Below are 21249 nucleotides of genomic sequence, written 5' to 3'. Positions count from 1 at the left end.
TAAATAACCTTGTTTTATTTTATAAATGAATGAAAGAAAAACAAAATTAATTTGCTTTTCCAAATAAATAAAATATAAAGTTTAATGTCCTTTTATTATAGCACTTTAAAAATGAGAGGGTGGGGACAATTGTGGATAACTCTGAGTAGTCAAAATCATAAATTCAAAAGGGTTGACAAAAATCAAAAAATATGTTTTTATTAAGACAGTTCTTGAAAAAAATAGGAGGAAAAAATGGATACTAATCCAAAATTAGTTGGTTCAAATTTAATTGAATGTATTCCCCAAACCGGTAAATGCCCCAATAAATGCCCTGAATGTTTTTATAATGGCGCATTTTACCGCCCCCTTGACACGCCACTGATACCGACGAAAAAAGAGGCAATATTCAAACTTGTCCGCGTTAATTCCGGACACGATTCCAATATCCAGAGAGAATTGGTTATCAGGAAAACTAAAGATTTCCCCAATAAATTCTACAATACCTCAATTCCTAAATTTGATTTTCCCGGACCGGTTGTTTTCACCTGTAATGGTCATAAATTAATTTTGGTTGATTCCCCTCCCCCAAACATAATGTTTGTCCGTTTTCGTTTGGCCACCAATAATTTGGAAGAGGCCGATGAAGCGGTTAAATATTATTGGGTAAAACACCAAATTCCGGTAGTGATGACTTTTATGCGTTATTACAACAAAGAAAATGTTCCTGATTTGAAAAAATACAAACTGAATAAGCATATTCTAAACCACTGTTACGTGCTTAAACCGGAATTCATGATAGAAATAATGAGTCGCTGGAATAAAATGAATCCGCCGATTCTGGGAGTAAGAATGTGTGGCACTCCCTACAGTTCATTTTGCGCTGATTGCCGAAACTGTGAATTCCTTTACGTCGACCATATGAATAGACGTTGCTTTGCTCTTATGTTAAGAATTGAAAGCTTAATTTCTTAAAAAACACAAAACCCTGCAAAAAAATTGCAGGGTTTTTAATTCATTTGCCAAAAATTATTTTATAAATTCTAAATATAAAGTCTTGACAAAAATTTATAATATGATAATATTTATATTATAAAAATCTATCAAATTAAAAAAGGAGGGAGAAATGGGTATATCAGCCTATGTCCAGATAAAGGCGCCAACGGTGTCCGAAGAGGCGCAAGAAAAGGTATTAAAAGCATTACGCCTTATCGAGGGAGTAAGGGAGGCACATTTAACAAGTGGCATTTATGATTTTATCGCCAAAGTTGAAGGTGAAAATATAGGGATAATAGGACAGCTTATAGCGGAGAAGATTCATAGCATAGAAAACATAAAATCATCTGTTACCTCGTTTATTTTGAAATAAACGCAAACACAAAACCTTGCAAAAAAATTGCAGGGTTTTTAATTTTATCTAATTTTATTTTTATGGCTGTAAAATGTCTTCAATTCGGCCGTCAATGGAAATAACCACGTTTTTAACAGTCGGAAATTGTTTTAATGTTTCAACAATTTGGGCTCTGATGGCTGATACCCGACAAGAACCGCCAACTTGAAATTCCAATTGCTTGTCAAAATCAATTTTTGCCGTTCCATTATCAATGATTAATTTTTGAATTTTTACGCCCGAATTGATACTGGAAAAAAATCCTTGCGCTTTTTCCTCTTCAGTCGCCCCTTTTAACAATTCTTCCAAAGCAGCGCGTCCGATTGCTTCTGTTTTAATAATTTTTCTTTCAACCGAAAAAACTTTATTGCAGGAAATTTCCGGATCTAATTTATTATTATTGAAATAAACTCTGATTGTCGTCATTTCAGTTGAAGCGATAATAACCGGCACTCGCAGCTCATCGGCATTTTCCGGCAAACCCGAAGGATTATCTTTTTCCAAAATTAAAATTCCTTTGGTTTCAACAGGTACGTTAAACTGTAAGGTGGCGGTAAAGGGCACAAAATCTTCCGTCATCCAGTCGCTTTTAGCTTGAGCAATTCCTTTGGCAATTTCCGCGCCCGAAGAATCCAAAAGTTTGACTGGAAAACTTGCTTCAAAAAACCAAGTTCCCCGCGCCTCGCCTTCAATTTCCAAAGGACTGGAAATAATTTCATTGGGCTGAGGTTTTGTCACTTTTATGTCAGTAATTTTATTTTCTGTCTGTTGATTATTTTTTAAAGCATCGCCGCACGATTGAGTCGGCATTGACGCTGACGGATTTCCGTGTTTCACCCACCCGCCATTTGAACAAATCCAATTATCTTCCGGTCCGCCGATTAAAAATCTCAAAATTAAAATAATAACCACCAAAATTAACGGACTTAATATTATTAATCTTTTTTTGAACATACTTATCAGCTTATCTACTTATTAACTTATCTACTTCCCCCAAAAAACATCTGCTTCTTTTTCCATTTTATCCAACCTGGTGTAATAATCTGGAAATTCATTTAAATGCGCCAAGGCAATTTTACCGGTTGTAAACAAATCATCATTAGTCACATTGGTGTGATCATCTTGCAAGCCGTGTTCCAACTCCACATCCATTCCCATTCTAAATTGCTCAACATCAAATTTAGTCCAATCAATTCCCAATGATTCGCCTATTTGTTTGGCTTCTTCAATTGAAATATATTTTTTTGATTCCATGTCTTTATCTTACATTAAAAATCAACAACAGTCAATTTTTCAAAAATACAAAGAGCGAGTCTATGACTCGCTCTTTGCTAAACGAATTTACGTTCTGTGGACTAATTGTCTCTGCCGTATCCGCCTCTGCTGCTTCCACCGCCGTATCCACCGCGGCTTCCACCACCATATCCGCCTCTGCTTCCACCACTGGTTCTTGGTCTTTCTTCTCTTGGTCTAGCTTCGCTAACCTTGAGACTGCGACCGTCCATTTCTTTATTGTTAAACATTTCGATAGCTTTTGCGGCTTCGTCTTCTGTGGACATTTCCACAAAACCGAATCCTTTGCTTCTACCAGAATATTTATCGGTAATAATACTCGCTGAGACAACTGTTCCGGCCTGGCCGAAAGTTTCTTTCAATTGATCTTCAGTAAGATTATATGATAAATTTCCGATGTAAAGTTTCTTTTCCATATAACTCTAACATTTTATGCGCGGGTAAGTTTTAACACTTATAAGCGCAACTCTTTTAAATTAATTTCCCTGAACTCGACCGCGCATCATATATAGATGCGTAATATTAAATTATATTAACTACAGGGCTACTTTTTCAATATATACCTTTTTCGATAATTGTCAAAAAAGTTATTAACAGCTTTTGCATCATTTATTTGTACACTTATTTCACACGGCCGTGTGAAATAAGTGTATATTTTTAAAAAATAAAAAAGAGTAGTTTTTGTCTACTCTTTAAAATATAAAAAACATTAAATTTACTCATAACGCAGGGCTTCAATCGGATTTTTCAAAGATGCTCGGCGAGCCGGATAAATTCCAAAAACTAAACCGACAAAGGCCGAGACCCCCAAACCGAGTAAAGCGCCGGAAACAGGAAAAGCGAAAGTCCAATTCAAAGCCATTATTTTTGACAAAATCAATGAAATCAAAAACGAAAAACCCGCTCCCAAAAGAATGCCGATAATTCCACCGATGATTGTCAGCATCATAGATTCTATCAAAAACTGACTTAAAATATCCTGATTGGTCGCGCCCAATGCTTTTCGCAAACCAATTTCATGAGTTCTTTCCGTAACCGAAACCAACATTATATTCATAATCCCGACCCCGCCGACAACCAAAGAAATAGCAGCCATGGCTGTCAAGAAAAGAGTTAAAGTATTCATTACCGTTCCAACCATTTCCATTACTTGAGCTTGCGTTTCAAGAAAAAAATCGTCTTTGTCCGGATCGGTAATATTGTGATTATTGCGCAATGTTATTTTAATATCTTCAATTGTCCGATCAACATTCTTTTCTTCGTCAACTTCCACAACAAGACGATTATAATATTTAATGCCGAAAATATATTGCTGAGCGGTTGAATAAGGAACGATTAAAGCATCATCAAAACTGATAAAAGAAAATTGTCCTTTTTTGGGCAGAACTCCGATAATGCGCAAATTCTGATTTTTAACTTTTATTTTTTGGCCTAAAACTTGTTCGTCGGTTTCAAATAATTTTTCTTTGATTTTTGAGCCGATAATCACCACGGCTGATTTGGAAGCGATTTCTTCGTCGGTAAAAATGCGTCCTTCTTCCGGATAAATATCATAAATTTGAGTGAAAAAATTATTAACACCGAAAATCGTAGTTTGGTGAATTTTATTTTCCCGAGTGGCCGATTCCGAACCGAAAACTATGGGCATAATTTTAGCCAAATGCGGCACATTGGATTTTTTTTGCAAATCTTCCACATCTTTATTTTTCAACGAATCGGTGAAAGTGTTAAGCGAATCAGTCATACCGCTGGGTTGGCGGCCCGGAGCAATGGCAATTGTTTTTGAACCCATGCTCTGAATCTGTCCCAAAATTAAATTTTGCGCTCCCCTTCCCAAAGACATAACCAAAATAATAGCCGTGATACCGATAACAATACCCAAAATAGTCAAGAATGATCTTGATTTATTTGTTTTCAATCCGGTTAAAGATGTTTTAATGCTGTATTTTATGTTCATGATTAAAAATGTAAAATGTAAATATCAAAAATTAAAATGACAAATCAAAATGTTAAAATGTTTTTGAAAATTAAAATTTTAAATTTTACATTGTCATTTTACACTTTGATTTTTGAATTTTAAATTACTTAATAAAACTATCTTGGGCTGTCCTGCGATTTTCTACATTTCTGTCGCTGTCAATTTGTCCGTCCAACATATGAATAATTCTTTGAGCATGTTCAGCCGTATTGGTTTCATGAGTGATTAAAATAATTGTTTTGCCTTCTTTCTCGTTTAATCGCTGAATGATTTCCATGATAATTTGTCCTGATTTTGAATCAAGATTACCGGTCGGTTCATCGGCAAAAATAACTTGCGGATTATTAATCAAAGCTCTGGCAATGGCCACTCTTTGTTTTTCTCCGCCGGAAAGCTGCGAAGGCAAATGATTGATTCTATGCGAAAGTCCGACTGACTCAATCGCCTTTTTCGCCATTTCATTCCAAAGCGATTCTTTAATATCAGAATAAAGAAGCGGCAATTTTACATTTTCCAAAACACTAGTTCGGCTGAGTAAATTAAAAGTCTGAAAAATAAATCCCATTTTTTTATTTCTGACCATAGCTATTTCTTTTTGTGAATAATCACTGAGTGATTTCCCGTCAAAATAATATTCGCCGCCGGTCGGTTCATCCAAAAATCCCAAAATATGAAGCAAGGTTGATTTCCCGGAACCTGACGGCCCCATGATTGCCACAAATTCTCCTTTTTCTATCTTAAAAGAAGTATCAATCAAGGCAGGCGTTTCCACGCTGTCCGTATGATAAATTTTTTCCAAATTTTTAACTTCAATTAAAGCCATAATGAAATTTAAAATGTAAATATCAAAAATTAAAATGACATTTCAAAATGTTAAAATGTTTAAAAAAATTAATTTTAATTTTGAATTTTACATTGTCATTTTGCATTTTGATTTTTTAATTTTGATTTTAATTACTTCTACTTCTTAGAAGTAATGACTTTATCTCCTTCATTAAGTCCTTTGAGAATTTCTATTTCTCCTTCCGAACCGCGCATTCCGGTTTCCACTTCCACTTCTTTAAATCCGTCGCCGTCAACAATTTTCACCATTCTCTTGCCGTCTTTATCAGTAATCGCTCTTTGAGGAACAGAAATCACATTATCATGCTGGGCGGCAATAATATCAATATTGGCCGTCATCCCGGATTTAATTCTTTCATCTTCATTTTTAAATTGAAAAGTTGTTTTGTAAGTTGAAACTCCCTCAATCATTGTTTCCGACGGATCAATTTTTACCAATTCAGCTTGCCAAACAACGCTTGAACCATAAGCATCAAGAGTTACATTGGCCAGATTTCCGATTTTAACTTTGGCAATATCCGCTTCGGGAATATTTGTTTCCATCTCAAAATTTTTATCGCTCATTATTCCGACCATTATCGTATTGGCGGTAACAAATTCTCCCACTTTGGCTTCTTGTTTGGTGACAACGCCGGAAATCGGCGAACGCAAAATCAATTTTTCCATTTGAACTCTGGTGTTTTCCACACTCGCTTCGGCTTGATTAATTTTTGCTTGCTGCGAAACAACATTGGCCTCGGCTTGTTTTATTTGAAATTTTTGAGAATCAATTTGTTCCTTGACTGTCCCCGCCTTGCTCAAAATAAGTTCTTGTTCTACCAAACTGAGATTTGATTGAGCGGTTTTAATTCCTTCCTCCGCGGCGCTCAAATTGACAACCGCCGTATTCATATTTGTTCTGGCAATTGAAGTATTTGATTTATGAGTGTCAATCGTCGTCTGAGAGAGACCCGACATCGTCGGCATTAAACCGTTGACCACATTGGCGATTTGTTCCAAAAAAGAATTAATTTGGTCTAAATTTTTTTCAGCCTGAGATGAATAAATATTTAAATCGCTTGAAGCGGAAATTTTACTCAAAGAATTATTCCAATCGGCCAGCATACTTTCAATTGACATTCTGTCTTGTTCAAGCTCTATTTCCAAACTGAAATTATTCAATGAAAAATTAAATTGCGGATCCGCGGAAGTTGGATTATTAAACATTTGATCGATTTTATTTTTAATCGAATCATCTGATTTTGTGTAAGCATCTTTCAATTTATCAATCAAGTCGTTTTTGGCGTTTGTTAAAGATATCTTGGCATTTGCCACTTTGATTTCTTGAACCTGAATTTCTTCTATTCTCGTGCCGCTTTCCATTTCAGTCAGTTTTGATTTTTGAGAGTCAAGCGCGGCTTGATATTGATTAAGCTGAGCCTTGGCGCTTTCCAAATTAGCTTGATTTTGACGAAGCTCTGTTAAAACTTCCGTATTGTCAAGTTTAACCAATACTTTTCCTTTTTCTATCTTATCGCCGATTTTCACATTAACTTCAGTCACTTTGCCATTTTTTTCAAAAGCCAGATCAACTGTTTCCACGGGCTTGATATGACCGGTGACACTGACTTCTTGGATAATATTTCGCTTGCTCAGTGTTATGGATTCAAACTGTAATTTTTGCGGCCGACGAGAAATAATAAAACCGCCGATCGCCAAAATAATAATGATTATCAAAATGATTAATTTTTTGTTAAATTTGGGTAAACGCATATTTTATTTATTTATTATTTAATTAATTCTGTTAATTTATCAAGTTTTTTATGGAACACGGAAACAATCTTGCCGAATTTATTGCTCGGAATAAGAATTATTGTTTCTGCCGGAGTTAAAAAAGCCACCATTTTATCGCCGCTTTTCATTTTTAATTTTTTGCGGATTTCGGCCGGGACTACAATCTGTCCCCGCTCGCCAACCGTGGCAGTATCAAAACAAATTATGCTTTCAAAAAAATCTTTTTTCATAAATTTTTCTTTAAAATAATATGATTTATATGATATTTCATACAAATCATATTATAATCCATCCATAATCTTCGTCAAGAAGTTAGGGGGTGAATAAAAAAGAGTCCTTGTTTTATTATAAACAAGGACTCTGAATATTTATCATGTTGGTATTATCTGGCTTGCCAGGCCTACTCCCTCTAAACGAACACTCTTTTCATATTTATATATCCGAATATTTGTCGGTCTGGGATTACCGATGTAAACGCAATTGCCATATCTGTCTATATCGTAGACCCTCAGAAGCCGATGCTTAAACAGTCTTTCCCCTAAAATACTGAATGCCACTATGGCATTTACGAATTCTTGCGCTGTCGGCACTTTCTCATTTTCGCGAAGCAATGACATTTGATCGCTCCAAGATTTATTGATAGAACCCGGAATTTCTGTCTTCCTTATTAAATTCCATCCTATCTTTCCCGGGTTTTTGGCAAATTCTTCGGAATTATACCAGGCGTTTTTGCTGCCATAAAAAAATTGTGGACTTAAATCTCTCTGATCAATAATTGATTCGCCATAATTAACAACCAGAATATGGCTATCTTTAAAAACTCTTAATACTTTTTCTGAATATGGTACTTGCGATAAAATCGCAAGATCTTCGTCGGTTGGATGAAGATGGAAATGTTTTATCACCTCTTCAATGCCGAAAATATTTCTCTTCATAATCTCGCGTGCTACAGCCGGATATACATACTTGGGCTCAAAATCTTTCACTCTTTTTAAATCTTTTACCCTTCTTGAATTTTTCATTAAGACCTCCTTTTAAAGAACTATATCTTATTTATAATTTAATCAAAAAAATCTATTTTTGTCAACCCCGTTAAAAGTTCATCTATAAATTATTGATATAGAAAAGCTTAAGGCGAAGCCGCTTTGCGGTTATGACTATTTAAAATATAAAGACTTGCGCCAAACTTCTGACGGGGTCAACCCCGTTAAAACAAATAAAATGGCCGAGAGTAATTTCTCTCGGCCCCATTATTTTTTTGTTTTTAAGGTGGCGTTCCCTTATTTCGAGACATTCTAATCACCTCCTTTTTTATAGTTTCAAAAAATATTTCATTACTTATTTAGTATCTGTTTTAACGTCTGCTTTAACACTCTGTTGGTTAACATCGAGAAATGGTATAACCCCGCCTGTTACATTCGGCAATTGTCCATTCCATTTTCCTACAGCTGCAAGTTGAACTTCAATGGCCAAACGCTGAACTTCAATTTTACGCAATGCGATTAATTCCGGCGTCACTTGTTGTTTCTGAAGTCTTAGTGCTTCTGCTTCTGCTTGTGCTTGCGCCACTTTTTGATCCGCCTCTATTTTTATTTTTTCTAAATTATTTTGGGCGGTTAAAACATCTTGCGCGGCTCTTACCTTATTTTCAATACTTTCGGAAAATTTAGGCGAAAATTTAAAATCCGTGATTGAAACAGCATCCATTATTATCCCATGAATAGCGATTCTTTCTTTTAAAAATGATTCAATTTTTTCTTTTACAAGCGGTCTTTTGGTAATTAATTCAGTCGCGTCAAACTGAGCAGTTGAAGATTTCACGGCTTCTTGAATAGCGGGTGAAATAATACGAGTCTGATAATCATATCCCAGAGTTTGATATGTCCTGCCCACTACTCTTGATTCAAGAAAATAATTCAAAGTAATTTTGGCATTGACATCTTGAAGGTCTTTTGAGGCAGCTTCTACTTGCACCTCGTATGCTTCTACTTTCACGGACATTAATTTTACCGTCTCTGTAAAAGGATGAACCGTATAAATTCCTTCACCTAAAACACGACCGGTAACAGCTCCGAATTTCAGTACTACGCCTCTGTATCCGGCCGGAATCGCTCCAATCGCCGGCAATATGATAAGAGCTAAAAAGAACAAAGCTATTCCCAAAATTAATCCTTTTGGCTTTATTCCGACACCCTCAAACTCTTTTGTGCCAAATTTTTTATTTTCCTTAAAGTTAAATTTGACACTTAAAAAGATACAGAATACGAATACCGCCAAAAAAATCAAAAATTTCAGAAGACCCAACATCTGATACCTCCTTTTCTTGTTTTAATTTGCAAATCCGCTCTAATCCTTCCTCGGGATTTGGCCGGGATCGCTTAAGCCATTTTAAAGAACCATTACTTAATCACCTCCTGGTTTATGTGAATAAATATAGCAAATTTTAGAAAATTGTCAAGAGTAAAATAATAAATAAAATGGCCGAGATTGCTCTCGGCCTGAAGTCCTATTTGTTATTTTAAGGCGGTAAGCCCGTGTGGGACATTTAACCTCCTTTATTGGCAATTTTAGGGATAGCGCTCAAATTTAATCCATTTTCAGGATCTGGCTAGCGCTCACAGCCAGTGCTTTCATACATAAAAACCACCCCCTTTATTATGTAATAAATAATAGCATATTTTCAGAATTTGTCAAGTCTTTTATTGTGGATTATTTTCCCGGCACCTTTTCCAAAACAATTTTTTGCAAAATGCATTTGCGATGCTTAGTGCAATTCCGCTGATTAAATAATAAATCCTTGGTTAAAATCTTTTTTGAAATATCAAAAGGGCAAATGATTTTTTCTTTATCGGGGAAAATATTTCCAAAACGGCATTTATGAAATTTCATAAAATTCTGTTTTTTTGTTACAACAACGCCTCTTGTCGCCAAATGAAGTTTTTTGATATTGCCTGAATATTTATTGACAAACTCCTGAATAATTTCAGCATATTCGTCCATAGGAATCGTTTCCGGAGTATCTTTCCAAAAATCATCGGTAACGGCAATATCTCTGATGCTGGAAATATAAAAATTATCGCAATTGAAATTTTTTTCCGCCATTTCGGCCGTTTCCATTAATTCATTAATATTGTCTTTTCTTAACATATAAACAATGGTCATTGGCAAATCAATTTTATCTATTTTAGACAACGGTTTTTCACTGGAATAAGATCCGTAAACTCCGACCCTGATTTGAACATTATCAAAATTCTTACCCTTGAATTGCTCTAAATTAAAACCATTGGAATAAATCGTGGTTTTCAGGCCATATTGATTGTTAAACTTAAGCATTTGCGGCAGATTTTTATGCATCGTCGGCTCTCCTCCTAAAAGAATTACTTTTTGAATTTCTGGCAAATATTTCAAAATGTAATCCTGATACTCTCTTAAACTCATTTCCTTGGCGCCTAATTTATGGGCGTAGAAACATCCTTTGCAACGAAGGTTGCATCGGTTGGTGATAAAAAGCTGGAGAGTGTTCACCGGCACCACCTCTCTCCGTGTATTTGGCGGTGTCGTACTTCAAAATAAAGTCTTCCATAATTTTAAATTTTAAATTAATTAAATTATCCTAAAAGAAAAAGAGGCGGGTTTTAACCCGTCTCTTTTTTATTAATCAGAGCTTTGAATGAAAATAAATTTTTTCTTCCGCCTGTAAAACATAAACTAAAATTTTTAAACTATAGAGTATATGATAACTGATATCAAAATATCAGTCAATACTTAAAAACAAAAAGGCTGAGAGAATTTTCTCTCAGCCTGATTTTTAATAATTTTCTAACTTATCGTCGATAATCTTTTTATATTTACCGTTAATAACGGTAAATACTTCTATATCCGAAAAATTTTTAATCGAGTATATCGTATTCCACGTGTTATCTAAATTAAAAACACCCTCTTTCATCACTATGTTCAAGCTTTTTTCATCCTTAGAATTAAAATATGTAAGGATGCCATTTTTAATAATTACTTTCTTTTCCGTAATATTGAATATTATGCTGTCAGCGATAATACAACATTTCGGGCTTGTTATGGAATCAATATTGGTTGACTGTGTTATAGTCATTGCATTTGGGACATTTACTTCTGCTCTGACTTGATTGGTCAGAAAAATACTGCAAAAGATAAATCCCAAGACAACCAACACTCCCAGCTTCAAAAAATTTCTCATTTTCTCCTCCTTGTCTGCCAATAGACAGACTTTTTTTAAGGTACCATGCCCTTAAGTCTGTTTTTGATTATAACAAAAAAATAAAATCTGTCAACCCCACCACCTAGAAATTATATTTTAAAAATGCGAGGTATAAAATTAAATTTATAATTTATTAAACCTTTCTGATTAAAAAATATTTTTAAATCAGAAAATATAAAATTGAGCATTATAATTTCAAGGTGGTGGGGTCAAGAAATAAATAATAAAAAAATGGGCGCGGATTTTTCCGCGCCCTCAATAATTCTTATTTGCAAGCCAATTCTATCGGCTTGGCCATTTCTTTGTTTCTTTTGTCGAGCTCTTTCTTGGCTCGAGAAACGGCAGTATCTCCATTATTCTCAATCCCTACTTTTTGTAGAGACAGAACTTGGTAATTTGAAAAAACCTTTTCGCTGCGTATCGCAGTATTTTTTATCTTGGGTAATCCCAAGTCAATTTGATCTTGAACTTTTTTTACCGGTGGCACAAGGTTCTGTGCGATCAATATAATTGCAGATCTTTTTACAAATTCATTTGCCGTATTTATCTCTTCTGCCGGATTAACTGACAATATGTTGACCTGATTTTCCGGCATAACCACTACGGTTTTTTGAACCGGTACAAACTTGTTTTCCAAGGTTGGCGGTTCGCCATACGCTTCGGCAAATAATGTCATTAATACGGCTACAACAAAAATTTTGTTTAGTTTTTTCATTTTTCCCCCTTTTTCTTTCTACTATTATGCGATCCATTTTTGATCTTTTGAGAGATCTAGCCCGGATCGCTTTAGCTATGTAAAGAACTATTGTGTTATATATAATAGCATATTTTTGAAATTTGTCAACCCCCTCACATGTGGAAAACCATAAAGGGTATACTGTCTTTCATTTTTTTATATATACAATGATTTTATCTTATCTAAATGATTATTTTTAACTTTATGCCTATTAAACTGTAATTTCTAAGGAAGACAATGGTTTTCCTTGTGAGGGGGTCAACCCCCTTTTTGGGGATAAGTTAAAGGGGCGACTTTTTGTCGCCCCCTATTATTGGCTTATTTCTTACCAAATTGTTTAATCCATTTTTCAATGGATTCGCAAACATTCGGAAAATCCATGAAAGTTTTCCCCCATGGACAACGAATAATGATAATATTCGTATATTCGAGAGCGAGATCCAATTCCGGAAAAATTAAGACGCATACGTGCTCGTTGCCGTTAAAAAGTTTTATATCAAGATCTTTAATATTCCTGAAAATCGCATTCGTGCAAAGCTTGTTATCTTTAAAAGAATACGCGCAAAATCTTCCATCTCTTAGAAACACTTCTTCGTCTTCTTCTCTATTCACCTCTAAAACCGGTAAATCAATATTCGTATCATCGGAAATGCGATGAATAATCAAACTCCATATATCTACTTTTTTCAAAATATTGATATCTTCAGAAAGATTGATATCAAGAACAAGCGGTAAAATTTCCCAAATTGCCTTTACTTCAACTTCTTCGTCGGTATCCTCAAAGCTAGGACTGCATCCGGCGATTATCCGATCTTTCTTTATTTCCATTTTTTCCTCCCTGTCTGCCGATAAGCAAGACTTTTTTCTTTTTATTTGAATGAACTATATCCTTTATATGTTTTAATAATAGCATATTTCTGAATTTTGTCAATATAAAAAGAAGGCGCGATTATTACGCCTTCTTATCCATACAAGTCAATATTAGTTCCCGTCTTTTCTTCTTTTGGTTTATCCGCGCTGGAACAAGCGGAAATCGGTTCTATCGGCTGAGTCTCCAGTCTCTTTTTGGCTTGTTCAATCTCTTTTATTGTCTTATCAATTTCGTCAGTTTCAATCACTTTATTGGGATTGGTCGCAATTTGCTGATAGCCTTGATGACCTACATTATTTATTGCATCCATTGTTGCCTCCTTATTAAAAGCATAGCATAAAAATTAGAAAAAGTCAATAGGTAAATTCCATTAAATTTATTATTCAACGAGAGGGTCTTGCGAGGGACTTGACAAAAAACACAGATATGCTTAAATATATATAAATTTAAACCATAAAGGTTTAACGCATCTTAAAAAGGAGGAGAAATGAGTAAAAAGTACAACAATCGATTGCTTAAGGCACTCGAAGAACTGGGCTACAGGGATAGAAAAATCATTTATAATAGTGGAGAAATAAGGACTACTATTCCACTAAAAACCGGTAAAAACAATTTTAATTTGAAAGCTACTTTCGTGGTCAATCCTCGCAAGGTATATGTTGATTTCAAATATAAAATTAAATCTCTGAGTGAAAAAATAAATGAAGAAATCTTGAAGGAAAGGTTCGAAAAAATAAACAATCCTGATAAAAGTAGAAGTCCGATTTTTAAAATCAAAGACAAACAAACCCTGGTGATGGGATTAACGCCGAAATCGAATTCTCTGACAATAGTTGCTATTATCACTTCTGAGCACATAATGTCTCAGGAGTTTATCAGAGAAGGATTAAGATCAACAATCGGATCTATCACCCAGTCCTGGCCATTAAGATAAAAATAAAAAAGAGGCGGATATAATTTCCGCCTCTTTTACTTTATAATTGATAATTTATTTATTCATTTTATTGATCAAATCTTCAATTAATTCTATTGGCAATCCCTCGACGCTGTCTAATGTTCCTTCTATATAATCAATATACGGAATTAATAAAGGATCTTCCGCGGAAAATGATCCGGCTTGTGAAAAAATATCTCCCTTGGAAATCAATTGATCAATGATTGTTTCCGGAATCTGTTTGAATTTTATCTTGGATATTTCCAATTTTACCATTCTCTCTTTTGTCTCAGTATTCACAATCGCGATTCCGTTAACCGCCTCGGCCGGATAATCAGCATAGCTTCGCAAATATTCTCTGGCTTGTTTTTCATCAATGGGTTTTTCTCTGATTTCATTATTGCAAACCACCACTTGATCCGCGGTTATTAAAAAAGCTTTTTCTTTAATTTTCGGCAGAATCGCATCGGCTTTGGCACTAGCAAGAGCCATCACCAAATCTTTGGGGTCATCAAAACGAATCGCCTTTTCGTCAATATCAGCGGTTATTATGGTAAATTTCCAACCAGCCCTTTCCATGACTCGTTTTCGTGATTTTGAAGCTGAACCTAAAATTATATTCATATTGATTATTCAAAATAATAACACATTTTTATCCACTTGAGCCCCCCACATAGAGGGATTATTAAAATTACTGTCTTTCGTTTCTTATATCCACTCTAATTTTATCTTAATTAAACATTTATTTTAGTCAACCTTATTAAATCATAATTTTTAAGAAAGACAATAATCCCCATGTGGGGGGCTTGACAAAAATCGAAAAATGTGATATTTTAGATGTATAGTAAATTGATAATTTAAAAACCAAAAAAAGTAGAAAGAAGGAAGGAGGTGAAGTATGTTTACATTTTTAATGATGTTGGTGGCTGCTCCTTTAAACCTAAATATGCAATGTGGACTAACGGGGGGGCCGGATTTCCTTGGAGGAAAGATCGTATTAACAAACGGTCCATGGGGTTGCCAATATACCTTAAGCGGACTTCCGCAGCCTGCTAATCACAGCAAAATACTGTGGCAAAACAGGTGGGAGGCGGTATACCTCATTAATTCTGGAACTGATAAAAATATCAGTTATCTCTTTGGAGGTATTGGTAAATCCAATATAGACGGTGGTCCTACAGGGGTCTTTGCCTCATTTGGTGGTGGCAGTGATATCTGTGCCCATTTAAAATTTGAAGTGGGACTAGGCCATCGACTTGCAGGAGATACACCAGGATCAAAGTTGGTAAATCCGTACAACACTTATGAGAATTCTCCTTGGATAATTCTCGGCGGATTTTTCGCTTACTTCTGATGATAATTTTTTCAAAATAATAGGGTTTGATTGAGAACAATCAAACCCTATTTTATTTTATCCAAAATATTTTATTTATTTCCCATCACCCATTTATTGAAATACATAAAAGGTATATTAACCAACCCCACCAGCCATTTAACTACGATCTGACCCAAGATTAACGGCCAAATCGGCGAAACTCCCAGAAAAGCGATGGTTATAAAAAGAATTGAGTCCAAGGCGAGTGCCGGCAAAGAACTGAATGCGTTTCTCATCCACAAATATTTTCCTTTTGTTTTTGCTTTAAAATATGAAAAAATAATGGCATCAATATTTTCACTAATTAAAAAGGCAATCCAGCTTGCCGCCACGATCCGCGGTACCAATCCGAATATCTGTTTCCAAACATCTTGCATCTGCCAAAAAGGCGCGGCCGGAAATATCACTCCCAGCCAAAAGAAAAACACCATCGCCACCTGAGAAATAAAAGCGATTAAAATCATTTTTTGGACTTCCCTTCTGCCGAATTTTTCATTCACGATATCCGTCAAAAGATAAGTGATGGAAAAAACAAGAATTCCGCTTGGCGCAAAAAATGTCTTGAATCCCAAATCAAAAGCGGAAATTTTTACCGCCAATATCTGGGCGACCAAAATAAAGGTCACGTAAAGCGCGATTAACAAATCGGGCTTATTGTATTTTTTGACATACCAACTGCCCAATAGCGTAAAACTCGTTATTCCGATAATCCACAAAATTAAAATCAACATAATTTAAATTATAAATCAAATATTGTATATAATATAATAAATCCCGGTTAAAATAAATATTGATGCCACGCTGTAACGCATTATCTTCTCAATTTTCTGCACAATTTTAAATGCCTTTGCTACTTTTTGTACGCCAAAAGCGATAAAAAAAGAAAAAATTATCACCGGCAAACCTGTGCCAAGAGCAAATAACAAAGGCAAAAATATTCCGCCGGTTGATTTAAGAACCAGCGGTATTAACGCGCCAAAAAACAATACTCCGCTGTATGGACAAAAAGCCAAAGCAAATAATACGCCCAAAAGTAGAGAGCCTAAATAACCTTTACTGGAAAGCCACTGTTCTAATTTTTCTGTTTTTTTATTCTGACCTACGAAATTTATCTTAATTATTCCGAACATAATAAGGCCGATAATTATCAAAATCGGACCCAAAACTTTATCTCCCCAACCTTGAAAAATTTTTGATATTTGGAAAGATGATAAACCAAAATATATAAGTAATCCTAAAAGTGTATAACTGATCCCTCGACCCATGGTATAAAATAAACCATTCAAAAGAGTATTTTTGACGGTTTTCAGTTCACGAGAAATGTAAGCAATAGCGGTAATATTGGTAGCCAATGGGCAAGGGCTGATAGAAGTCAGAATGCCCAATAAAAAAGCAGTTAAAAGCGGAATATTATAATTATCAATTAAACTATTAATCCAATCCATATTATTTTCCCAAGAAATTATTTATTTTGTCTTTTAAATAACTTTTAAATTGAACTTCATTCTGGGTTAAACGCCAAACATTCACATCTTCGGTAATGTTATTTCCTCCATTAGAAATAACATTAATAAATAACGATGAACCACTGGCCTGAAATTTTTGCGCCAATTCTTTGTTTTCCGGCAAATCAATATTGATCTCTCTAAATTCAATTTTGCCGTCTCTAAGTTCCGGCTGAAAATACTCGTTAACCGTTTCGCCCGCCAATTGACCAATCGCAATACAAGTCGCACAACGTCGAGTTGTATGAAAAAGAAAAACTTCAACCTTATCAGCTGATTGTTTTTGCGGTTGATTTTGAATAACTGAAACAGTTTTTGATTTAGGTGAGCCCAAACTAACAACCCATAAAACTATTATTATTCCAAAAGTAATTAATAATCCAATAACAATCTTTTTATTCATAAATTATTATTTCAAAATAGCATTAAATAAATACCCGGTAAAAATAATACCCATACCAACAATTGAGGCAAAAATAATTATCAATTTTGTTTTCATCACCTTTTTTAAAATCATAAATTCAGGCAATGATAAGGCGGTTACAGCCATCATAAAGGCCAGTGTTGTGCCAATGGCCACGCCTTTTTCGGTTAAAGCACTTACCAAAGGAATAACACCGGCGGCATTAGAATATAAAGGAATACCAATAATTACAGCCAAGGGTACGGCGTACCATTTATCCGCTCCGGCATATTTTGCCAAAAAATCAGCCGGCACATAACCATGGATCCAAGAGCCGACACCAACCCCAATTAAAATATACAGCCAAACTTTTTTAACTATGTCCCTAGTATAACTCTTGGCATAATTACATCTTTGAGACCAATTCATTTTCGGCAATTGCAAATTGTTTTTGGCCTGATTTTTACGCACAAAATCGGCGAGTAAATGTTCAACCGGCAGCTTGCTTATCACTAAACCTGAGATAACGGCAATTGCAAGACCGCTGACTACATAAATACCGGCGATTTTCCAGCCAAACATACCGAGCAATAAAACTAAAGCAACCTCGTTAATCATAGGTGATGACACTAAAAAAGAAAAAGTAACTCCAAGCGGCACTCCTGCTTCCACAAAACCCAAAAACAAAGGCACAGCCGAGCAAGAACAAAATGGAGTGATAATACCGAATAATGCGGCTAAAATATTACCGACAAATTTATGTTTGTGAGATAAAATATTGCGAATTTTTTCAGGTGGTAAGAAAGATCTGATTATTGAAACAACAAAAATAATTATTGTTAGCAAAATAAAAATTTTAATCGTATCAAAAATAAAAAAATTAACCGCTCCGGCCAATAATGTTTTCGGTGTGATGCCAAAAATATCATAAGTTAGCCAATCGGCCAATAATTGTATCGGATAAAATATACTCATATAATTAACATTTGCCTCCGCATTTACACCCGCAATTGCAACCACCTGTTTTTGATGCGGAATTATTATCGAAAGGTTTAATTATTTCCGGGTTGACCAACATCGCTTTAATTTCGGCAACATCAGGAATACGGCCATAACTTACCACTTGTTCATTAATTACCAAAGCCGGAGTGCTTATTATCCCATAACTCATAATTAAATCCATGTCAGTTACTTTCTCAATTACGGCTCCCAAATTTAATTCCTCCACTGCTTTTTGCGCATTAGCTTCCAATCTTTTACAATTGGGACAGCCGGAACCAAGAACTTTAATTTTTATATTTTTGTTTTCCATAATATTTTATACTTTTAGTATAACAAATTTAAAGAAAAAATACAGCAGCTTGCTCTGAATAAATTTAAAATGAGGAAAAGCTTTTGCCTTTCCTCATTTATTTTTTATAAAATTCTAATCTTCACATTGGGGAACAATGATTCTATGATTGATTTAATGACGCGGCATTGAAAATCCACTGCCACCAACCGGAACGGTTTCTCTTCTTGAACCATTACTTCTAAAATACTGAAAATACTACGAATCAGACTTCGGCGCGATATTTCATCTTTCTTTACTTTCTCAAGCTCCCACAGGTAGTCCTGAAGCCCTAACTTACAACTCATTACTAACCCATCTATCTTGGCAGGTTGATCCGAATACTTAACCGCTTGCAGAGCCTTGAATATTTGTTCCAGGGTGTTCTCTTGAACTTGTACGGCATAGAAAGTGCCATCTTCTTTGGCTAATCTCAGTGTATCCTGTTCTTTTTTTAAAATCTCCTTGACTTGTTCCCATTCTTTTTGGTAAAGAACTTTTTCTTTCATTTTAATCCCCCCCCTTTTTTTTTAATTATTTAAAATATATCATAATTTTACAATTCCGTCAAGACATTTTTAAAAAAATATCCATTATTATATTTATATCATAGCATCTCTTCTCTCTTTTACAAATCCTATCCGCTTATTTTGCGCTGTCATTTTTATAAAATGAGCGAGTGTTTTTTTGTACACATCCATATCGTACCCTTTGCGATCCTCAATGTACGCAATTCTGATGCGCCGATAAGAAAGCGGAAATTTTTGAAAATATTTCCAAGCATTCTTGTTTGCCCGCAATGCCTTATAAATATCTTTGGAAATTACGAATTTATTGGATTCATCTATTTTCGGATTGAATGCATGCGCAATGGCCTTGAATCCCCATTTTGTCATCTTTTTTTCTTTTATGAGTTCGTATATGCGTTCTCTATTCATTTGCGAAAGACCGCTTTTTGGTTGACGCGGTGAAAAACGTTGCGCGAAACGCTCTTTATCAATCTTTTTGACAGTACTGTCAATCCACCCATAACAAAGAGCTTCCAGGACCGCATTGTCATATGAAATACGAGGTTTTCCGGTTTCTTTGCGATAATATATAAGCCAAACTTCTTTCTGATTTTTATGATTTTTTATCAGCCATTTTCGCCAATTATTTCTATTGATTACGTAAAGTGTATTTTTAATTTCCATATTCTTATAATATCATTTTTTATTCAAAAGTACCATATTTATAAAAAAATCAAAAGTAAATTTTCGTTAGACTACTCCCCTTTTTTAAAAAAATTCTACTAATCCATGATGGGGCATAAAAAAATAACCTCTTAAATAAAGGGTTATTTTTTTGGCTGCGGGAGATGGATTCGAACCATCATAGCCAGCTCCAAAGGCTGGAGTCCTACCATTAGACGATCCCGCATTATTTATTATATTATTTTGTTTTTAATTATTTTTTTACCTTTAGCGGTTTTATAAAATCTTTCCATTCTATAAGCTTCATATTTATCAGGGTAATTTTCAAAATAAATTAACTTCATTGGCAACCTATTGCGAGTAGAAAAAACTTTTTTATTTCTATGTTCTCTTAATCTCTTCTGTAAATCAGAAGTACAGCCTATATATAAATTATCATCTTTCAGACTTCTTAAAACATAAATTGTATGCATTGTTTTATTTACCATTAGCCTCGCCCGTAGGCAGTAGCCTACTGGCTACGGCCGAGGGACGATCCCGCAATATTAAAATTATTATAACAAATTTTCAAAATTTGGCAAATTATTTTCTTCGCCCGTAAGGCTACAGCCGAGGGTTAAGCCATTTACAAAAATATTTGATTCCGCTGGCAATATGAATCCAGGTAATTCTGGACAATAAAGTCGGACTGGCGCTGCGTTCCGCCGAGAGCCGCTGATGAAAATGATACATTTGAGCTTCTGGCAAGTAATAAACTTTCTTGCCGAATTTCCAAATCCGTCTCGCTAAATCAGTGTCTTCGAAATAAAGAAAAAATCTTTCATCAAAATAATTGATTTTTTCCAAAACTTCTTTTTTAATCATCAAGGCCGCGCCCAAAAGCCAATCCACTTCTCTTGCTTCATTGTGTTTCCAATCTGACATTAAATATTTACCCAATTTATTTTTCAAAAAAGGAAGCTTCCCTAAAAAAGTTCGGCGGAGAATCGGCATATACCAGTAAGGAAATTTACAACAAGAATACTGAATCGTTCCGTTGGGATTTAAAAGCTTGGGACCAACCATTGCCGCTTCATTATTTTCTCCTAAAAATTTATAAAGTTTTTCCACTGAATCTTTTAAAACAATCACGTCCGGATTTAAAACTAAAACATATTTTCCTTGAGCCAATTTAATCCCCTGATTATTAGCCTTGGCAAAACCATAATTCTTATTATTTAAAATAACTCTGAATTTTAGAGACGGCATATTAAATTCTGACAAAAACTTTTTGCTTGTATCTTTTGAATTATTATCAATAATAATCACCTCAAAATCAAGATTGATATTGGCCTCAACAATATTTTTCAAACATTGCTTTAAATAATTTCGATGATTGTGATTAACAATGATTATGGATAACATATAATATA

The 21249-nt window shown here is 34.7% G+C and carries 28 protein-coding genes and 1 tRNA gene; 4 read left to right on the top strand and 25 right to left on the bottom strand.

The features are described 5' to 3' along the window. Positions 1 to 234: 234 nt before the first annotated feature. A complete protein-coding gene (locus PHF10_02485; protein MDD5534596.1) occupies positions 235 to 954 on the top strand; it encodes a hypothetical protein in 720 nt (239 codons plus the stop codon). Between the two features lie 151 nt (positions 955 to 1105). After that, positions 1106 to 1348, top strand: coding sequence for an Lrp/AsnC ligand binding domain-containing protein (locus PHF10_02480; GenBank protein ID MDD5534595.1), 243 nt, complete (start codon positions 1106 to 1108; stop codon positions 1346 to 1348). A 60-nt stretch (positions 1349 to 1408) separates the two neighbouring features. Here the strand turns inward: PHF10_02480 and PHF10_02475 are convergent, their stop codons facing one another. The 14 genes from PHF10_02475 to PHF10_02410 all read right to left on the bottom strand — a co-directional run bounded on the left by PHF10_02475 (position 1409) and on the right by PHF10_02410 (position 13407). Then, positions 1409 to 2323 (bottom strand): GerMN domain-containing protein, encoded by a 915-nt coding sequence (locus tag PHF10_02475; protein MDD5534594.1) that lies wholly within the window; start codon positions 2321 to 2323, stop codon positions 1409 to 1411. Between the two features lie 30 nt (positions 2324 to 2353). Further along, on the bottom strand, positions 2354 to 2623 hold the full coding sequence (locus PHF10_02470; protein ID MDD5534593.1) for a hypothetical protein: 270 nt from the start codon (positions 2621 to 2623) through the stop codon (positions 2354 to 2356). Positions 2624 to 2724: 101 nt separating this feature from the next. Beyond that, positions 2725 to 3078, bottom strand: a complete 354-nt coding sequence (locus tag PHF10_02465) for an RNA-binding protein (GenBank protein MDD5534592.1) — start codon at positions 3076 to 3078, stop codon at positions 2725 to 2727. Positions 3079 to 3377: 299 nt separating this feature from the next. Continuing rightward, positions 3378 to 4619, bottom strand: a complete 1242-nt coding sequence (locus tag PHF10_02460) for an ABC transporter permease (protein MDD5534591.1) — start codon at positions 4617 to 4619, stop codon at positions 3378 to 3380. 124 nt (positions 4620 to 4743) lie between these two features. Beyond that, positions 4744 to 5463 carry an ABC transporter ATP-binding protein gene (locus tag PHF10_02455; protein ID MDD5534590.1) on the bottom strand — a complete coding sequence of 240 codons (720 nt, stop codon included), beginning with the start codon at positions 5461 to 5463 and terminating at the stop codon, positions 4744 to 4746. Positions 5464 to 5600: 137 nt separating this feature from the next. Beyond that, positions 5601 to 7235, bottom strand: a complete 1635-nt coding sequence (locus tag PHF10_02450; protein ID MDD5534589.1) for an efflux RND transporter periplasmic adaptor subunit — start codon at positions 7233 to 7235, stop codon at positions 5601 to 5603. 14 nt (positions 7236 to 7249) lie between these two features. Continuing rightward, on the bottom strand, positions 7250 to 7486 hold the full coding sequence (locus PHF10_02445; GenBank protein MDD5534588.1) for an AbrB/MazE/SpoVT family DNA-binding domain-containing protein: 237 nt from the start codon (positions 7484 to 7486) through the stop codon (positions 7250 to 7252). Positions 7487 to 7627: 141 nt separating this feature from the next. Beyond that, positions 7628 to 8278 carry a hypothetical protein gene (locus PHF10_02440; GenBank protein ID MDD5534587.1) on the bottom strand — a complete coding sequence of 217 codons (651 nt, stop codon included), beginning with the start codon at positions 8276 to 8278 and terminating at the stop codon, positions 7628 to 7630. A gap of 316 nt (positions 8279 to 8594) precedes the next feature. Further along, positions 8595 to 9563, bottom strand: a complete 969-nt coding sequence (locus PHF10_02435; protein ID MDD5534586.1) for a prohibitin family protein — start codon at positions 9561 to 9563, stop codon at positions 8595 to 8597. Between the two features lie 402 nt (positions 9564 to 9965). After that, the gene (locus PHF10_02430; GenBank protein MDD5534585.1) at positions 9966 to 10790 is read right to left on the bottom strand and encodes a radical SAM protein; all 825 of its coding nucleotides are present in this window, start codon (positions 10788 to 10790) and stop codon (positions 9966 to 9968) included. A 274-nt stretch (positions 10791 to 11064) separates the two neighbouring features. Further along, positions 11065 to 11469 (bottom strand): hypothetical protein, encoded by a 405-nt coding sequence (locus PHF10_02425; GenBank protein MDD5534584.1) that lies wholly within the window; start codon positions 11467 to 11469, stop codon positions 11065 to 11067. 286 nt (positions 11470 to 11755) lie between these two features. After that, a complete protein-coding gene (locus PHF10_02420) occupies positions 11756 to 12205 on the bottom strand; it encodes a hypothetical protein (protein ID MDD5534583.1) in 450 nt (149 codons plus the stop codon). Positions 12206 to 12544: 339 nt separating this feature from the next. Then, the gene (locus tag PHF10_02415) at positions 12545 to 13054 is read right to left on the bottom strand and encodes a hypothetical protein (GenBank protein ID MDD5534582.1); all 510 of its coding nucleotides are present in this window, start codon (positions 13052 to 13054) and stop codon (positions 12545 to 12547) included. Positions 13055 to 13188: 134 nt separating this feature from the next. Continuing rightward, positions 13189 to 13407, bottom strand: coding sequence for a hypothetical protein (locus PHF10_02410; protein MDD5534581.1), 219 nt, complete (start codon positions 13405 to 13407; stop codon positions 13189 to 13191). A 177-nt stretch (positions 13408 to 13584) separates the two neighbouring features. Here PHF10_02410 and PHF10_02405 point away from each other — a divergent pair, with 177 nt between their 5' ends. Continuing rightward, positions 13585 to 14031, top strand: coding sequence for a hypothetical protein (locus PHF10_02405; GenBank protein ID MDD5534580.1), 447 nt, complete (start codon positions 13585 to 13587; stop codon positions 14029 to 14031). A gap of 54 nt (positions 14032 to 14085) precedes the next feature. Here the strand turns inward: PHF10_02405 and PHF10_02400 are convergent, their stop codons facing one another. Beyond that, a complete protein-coding gene (locus tag PHF10_02400; protein ID MDD5534579.1) occupies positions 14086 to 14655 on the bottom strand; it encodes a Maf family protein in 570 nt (189 codons plus the stop codon). A gap of 274 nt (positions 14656 to 14929) precedes the next feature. On the opposite strand from PHF10_02400, the gene PHF10_02395 reads away from it, so the two are divergent. Continuing rightward, the gene (locus PHF10_02395) at positions 14930 to 15385 is read left to right on the top strand and encodes a hypothetical protein (GenBank protein MDD5534578.1); all 456 of its coding nucleotides are present in this window, start codon (positions 14930 to 14932) and stop codon (positions 15383 to 15385) included. 71 nt (positions 15386 to 15456) lie between these two features. Here PHF10_02395 and PHF10_02390 read toward each other — a convergent pair whose 3' ends face one another. The 10 genes from PHF10_02390 to PHF10_02345 form a co-directional block, all read right to left on the bottom strand. After that, on the bottom strand, positions 15457 to 16137 hold the full coding sequence (locus PHF10_02390) for a queuosine precursor transporter (protein MDD5534577.1): 681 nt from the start codon (positions 16135 to 16137) through the stop codon (positions 15457 to 15459). 15 nt (positions 16138 to 16152) lie between these two features. Beyond that, positions 16153 to 16851, bottom strand: coding sequence for an aromatic aminobenezylarsenical efflux permease ArsG family transporter (locus PHF10_02385; GenBank protein MDD5534576.1), 699 nt, complete (start codon positions 16849 to 16851; stop codon positions 16153 to 16155). Position 16852: 1 nt separating this feature from the next. After that, positions 16853 to 17314, bottom strand: coding sequence for a nitrophenyl compound nitroreductase subunit ArsF family protein (locus tag PHF10_02380; protein ID MDD5534575.1), 462 nt, complete (start codon positions 17312 to 17314; stop codon positions 16853 to 16855). 6 nt (positions 17315 to 17320) lie between these two features. Beyond that, on the bottom strand, positions 17321 to 18289 hold the full coding sequence (locus PHF10_02375) for a permease (GenBank protein MDD5534574.1): 969 nt from the start codon (positions 18287 to 18289) through the stop codon (positions 17321 to 17323). Between the two features lie 4 nt (positions 18290 to 18293). Then, positions 18294 to 18611, bottom strand: coding sequence for a thioredoxin family protein (locus PHF10_02370; protein MDD5534573.1), 318 nt, complete (start codon positions 18609 to 18611; stop codon positions 18294 to 18296). A gap of 119 nt (positions 18612 to 18730) precedes the next feature. Further along, positions 18731 to 19153: a hypothetical protein gene (locus PHF10_02365; protein MDD5534572.1), complete on the bottom strand. Its 423-nt coding sequence runs from the start codon at positions 19151 to 19153 to the stop codon at positions 18731 to 18733. A gap of 93 nt (positions 19154 to 19246) precedes the next feature. Then, complete coding sequence (locus tag PHF10_02360) at positions 19247 to 19837, bottom strand: YdeI/OmpD-associated family protein (GenBank protein ID MDD5534571.1); 591 nt, start codon at positions 19835 to 19837, stop codon at positions 19247 to 19249. A gap of 152 nt (positions 19838 to 19989) precedes the next feature. Next, a tRNA-Gln gene (locus PHF10_02355) sits at positions 19990 to 20063 on the bottom strand. 7 nt (positions 20064 to 20070) lie between these two features. Next, complete coding sequence (locus tag PHF10_02350; protein MDD5534570.1) at positions 20071 to 20325, bottom strand: GIY-YIG nuclease family protein; 255 nt, start codon at positions 20323 to 20325, stop codon at positions 20071 to 20073. Positions 20326 to 20440: 115 nt separating this feature from the next. Beyond that, positions 20441 to 21241, bottom strand: a complete 801-nt coding sequence (locus PHF10_02345; GenBank protein MDD5534569.1) for a glycosyltransferase family 2 protein — start codon at positions 21239 to 21241, stop codon at positions 20441 to 20443. Positions 21242 to 21249: the final 8 nt, after the last annotated feature.

It is taken from the genome of Patescibacteria group bacterium (genome assembly GCA_028716665.1).
Classification (GTDB): Bacteria; Patescibacteriota; Patescibacteriia; order UBA2591; family JAQUPP01; genus JAQUPP01.
The sequence above is the reverse complement of the archived record's forward strand: the minus strand, read 5'-3'. Positions and strand labels throughout refer to the sequence as shown.

Excerpts from the sequence above, each read along its gene's own strand:
- PHF10_02485 (MDD5534596.1), top strand. The coding sequence starts at position 235 with ATGGATACTAATCCAAAATTAGTTGGTTCAAATTTAATTGAATGTATT.
- PHF10_02480 (MDD5534595.1), top strand. The coding sequence starts at position 1,106 with ATGGGTATATCAGCCTATGTCCAGATAAAGGCGCCAACGGTGTCCGAA.
- PHF10_02475 (MDD5534594.1), bottom strand. The coding sequence starts at position 2,323 with ATGTTCAAAAAAAGATTAATAATATTAAGTCCGTTAATTTTGGTGGTT.
- PHF10_02470 (MDD5534593.1), bottom strand. The coding sequence starts at position 2,623 with ATGGAATCAAAAAAATATATTTCAATTGAAGAAGCCAAACAAATAGGC.
- PHF10_02465 (MDD5534592.1), bottom strand. The coding sequence starts at position 3,078 with ATGGAAAAGAAACTTTACATCGGAAATTTATCATATAATCTTACTGAA.
- PHF10_02460 (MDD5534591.1), bottom strand. The coding sequence starts at position 4,619 with ATGAACATAAAATACAGCATTAAAACATCTTTAACCGGATTGAAAACA.
- PHF10_02455 (MDD5534590.1), bottom strand. The coding sequence starts at position 5,463 with ATGGCTTTAATTGAAGTTAAAAATTTGGAAAAAATTTATCATACGGAC.
- PHF10_02450 (MDD5534589.1), bottom strand. The coding sequence starts at position 7,235 with ATGCGTTTACCCAAATTTAACAAAAAATTAATCATTTTGATAATCATT.
- PHF10_02445 (MDD5534588.1), bottom strand. The coding sequence starts at position 7,486 with ATGAAAAAAGATTTTTTTGAAAGCATAATTTGTTTTGATACTGCCACG.
- PHF10_02440 (MDD5534587.1), bottom strand. The coding sequence starts at position 8,278 with ATGAAAAATTCAAGAAGGGTAAAAGATTTAAAAAGAGTGAAAGATTTT.
- PHF10_02435 (MDD5534586.1), bottom strand. The coding sequence starts at position 9,563 with ATGTTGGGTCTTCTGAAATTTTTGATTTTTTTGGCGGTATTCGTATTC.
- PHF10_02425 (MDD5534584.1), bottom strand. The coding sequence starts at position 11,469 with ATGAGAAATTTTTTGAAGCTGGGAGTGTTGGTTGTCTTGGGATTTATC.
- PHF10_02420 (MDD5534583.1), bottom strand. The coding sequence starts at position 12,205 with ATGAAAAAACTAAACAAAATTTTTGTTGTAGCCGTATTAATGACATTA.
- PHF10_02415 (MDD5534582.1), bottom strand. The coding sequence starts at position 13,054 with ATGGAAATAAAGAAAGATCGGATAATCGCCGGATGCAGTCCTAGCTTT.
- PHF10_02410 (MDD5534581.1), bottom strand. The coding sequence starts at position 13,407 with ATGGATGCAATAAATAATGTAGGTCATCAAGGCTATCAGCAAATTGCG.
- PHF10_02405 (MDD5534580.1), top strand. The coding sequence starts at position 13,585 with ATGAGTAAAAAGTACAACAATCGATTGCTTAAGGCACTCGAAGAACTG.
- PHF10_02400 (MDD5534579.1), bottom strand. The coding sequence starts at position 14,655 with ATGAATATAATTTTAGGTTCAGCTTCAAAATCACGAAAACGAGTCATG.
- PHF10_02395 (MDD5534578.1), top strand. The coding sequence starts at position 14,930 with ATGTTTACATTTTTAATGATGTTGGTGGCTGCTCCTTTAAACCTAAAT.
- PHF10_02390 (MDD5534577.1), bottom strand. The coding sequence starts at position 16,137 with ATGTTGATTTTAATTTTGTGGATTATCGGAATAACGAGTTTTACGCTA.
- PHF10_02385 (MDD5534576.1), bottom strand. The coding sequence starts at position 16,851 with ATGGATTGGATTAATAGTTTAATTGATAATTATAATATTCCGCTTTTA.
- PHF10_02380 (MDD5534575.1), bottom strand. The coding sequence starts at position 17,314 with ATGAATAAAAAGATTGTTATTGGATTATTAATTACTTTTGGAATAATA.
- PHF10_02375 (MDD5534574.1), bottom strand. The coding sequence starts at position 18,289 with ATGAGTATATTTTATCCGATACAATTATTGGCCGATTGGCTAACTTAT.
- PHF10_02365 (MDD5534572.1), bottom strand. The coding sequence starts at position 19,153 with ATGAAAGAAAAAGTTCTTTACCAAAAAGAATGGGAACAAGTCAAGGAG.
- PHF10_02360 (MDD5534571.1), bottom strand. The coding sequence starts at position 19,837 with ATGGAAATTAAAAATACACTTTACGTAATCAATAGAAATAATTGGCGA.
- PHF10_02350 (MDD5534570.1), bottom strand. The coding sequence starts at position 20,325 with ATGGTAAATAAAACAATGCATACAATTTATGTTTTAAGAAGTCTGAAA.
- PHF10_02345 (MDD5534569.1), bottom strand. The coding sequence starts at position 21,241 with ATGTTATCCATAATCATTGTTAATCACAATCATCGAAATTATTTAAAG.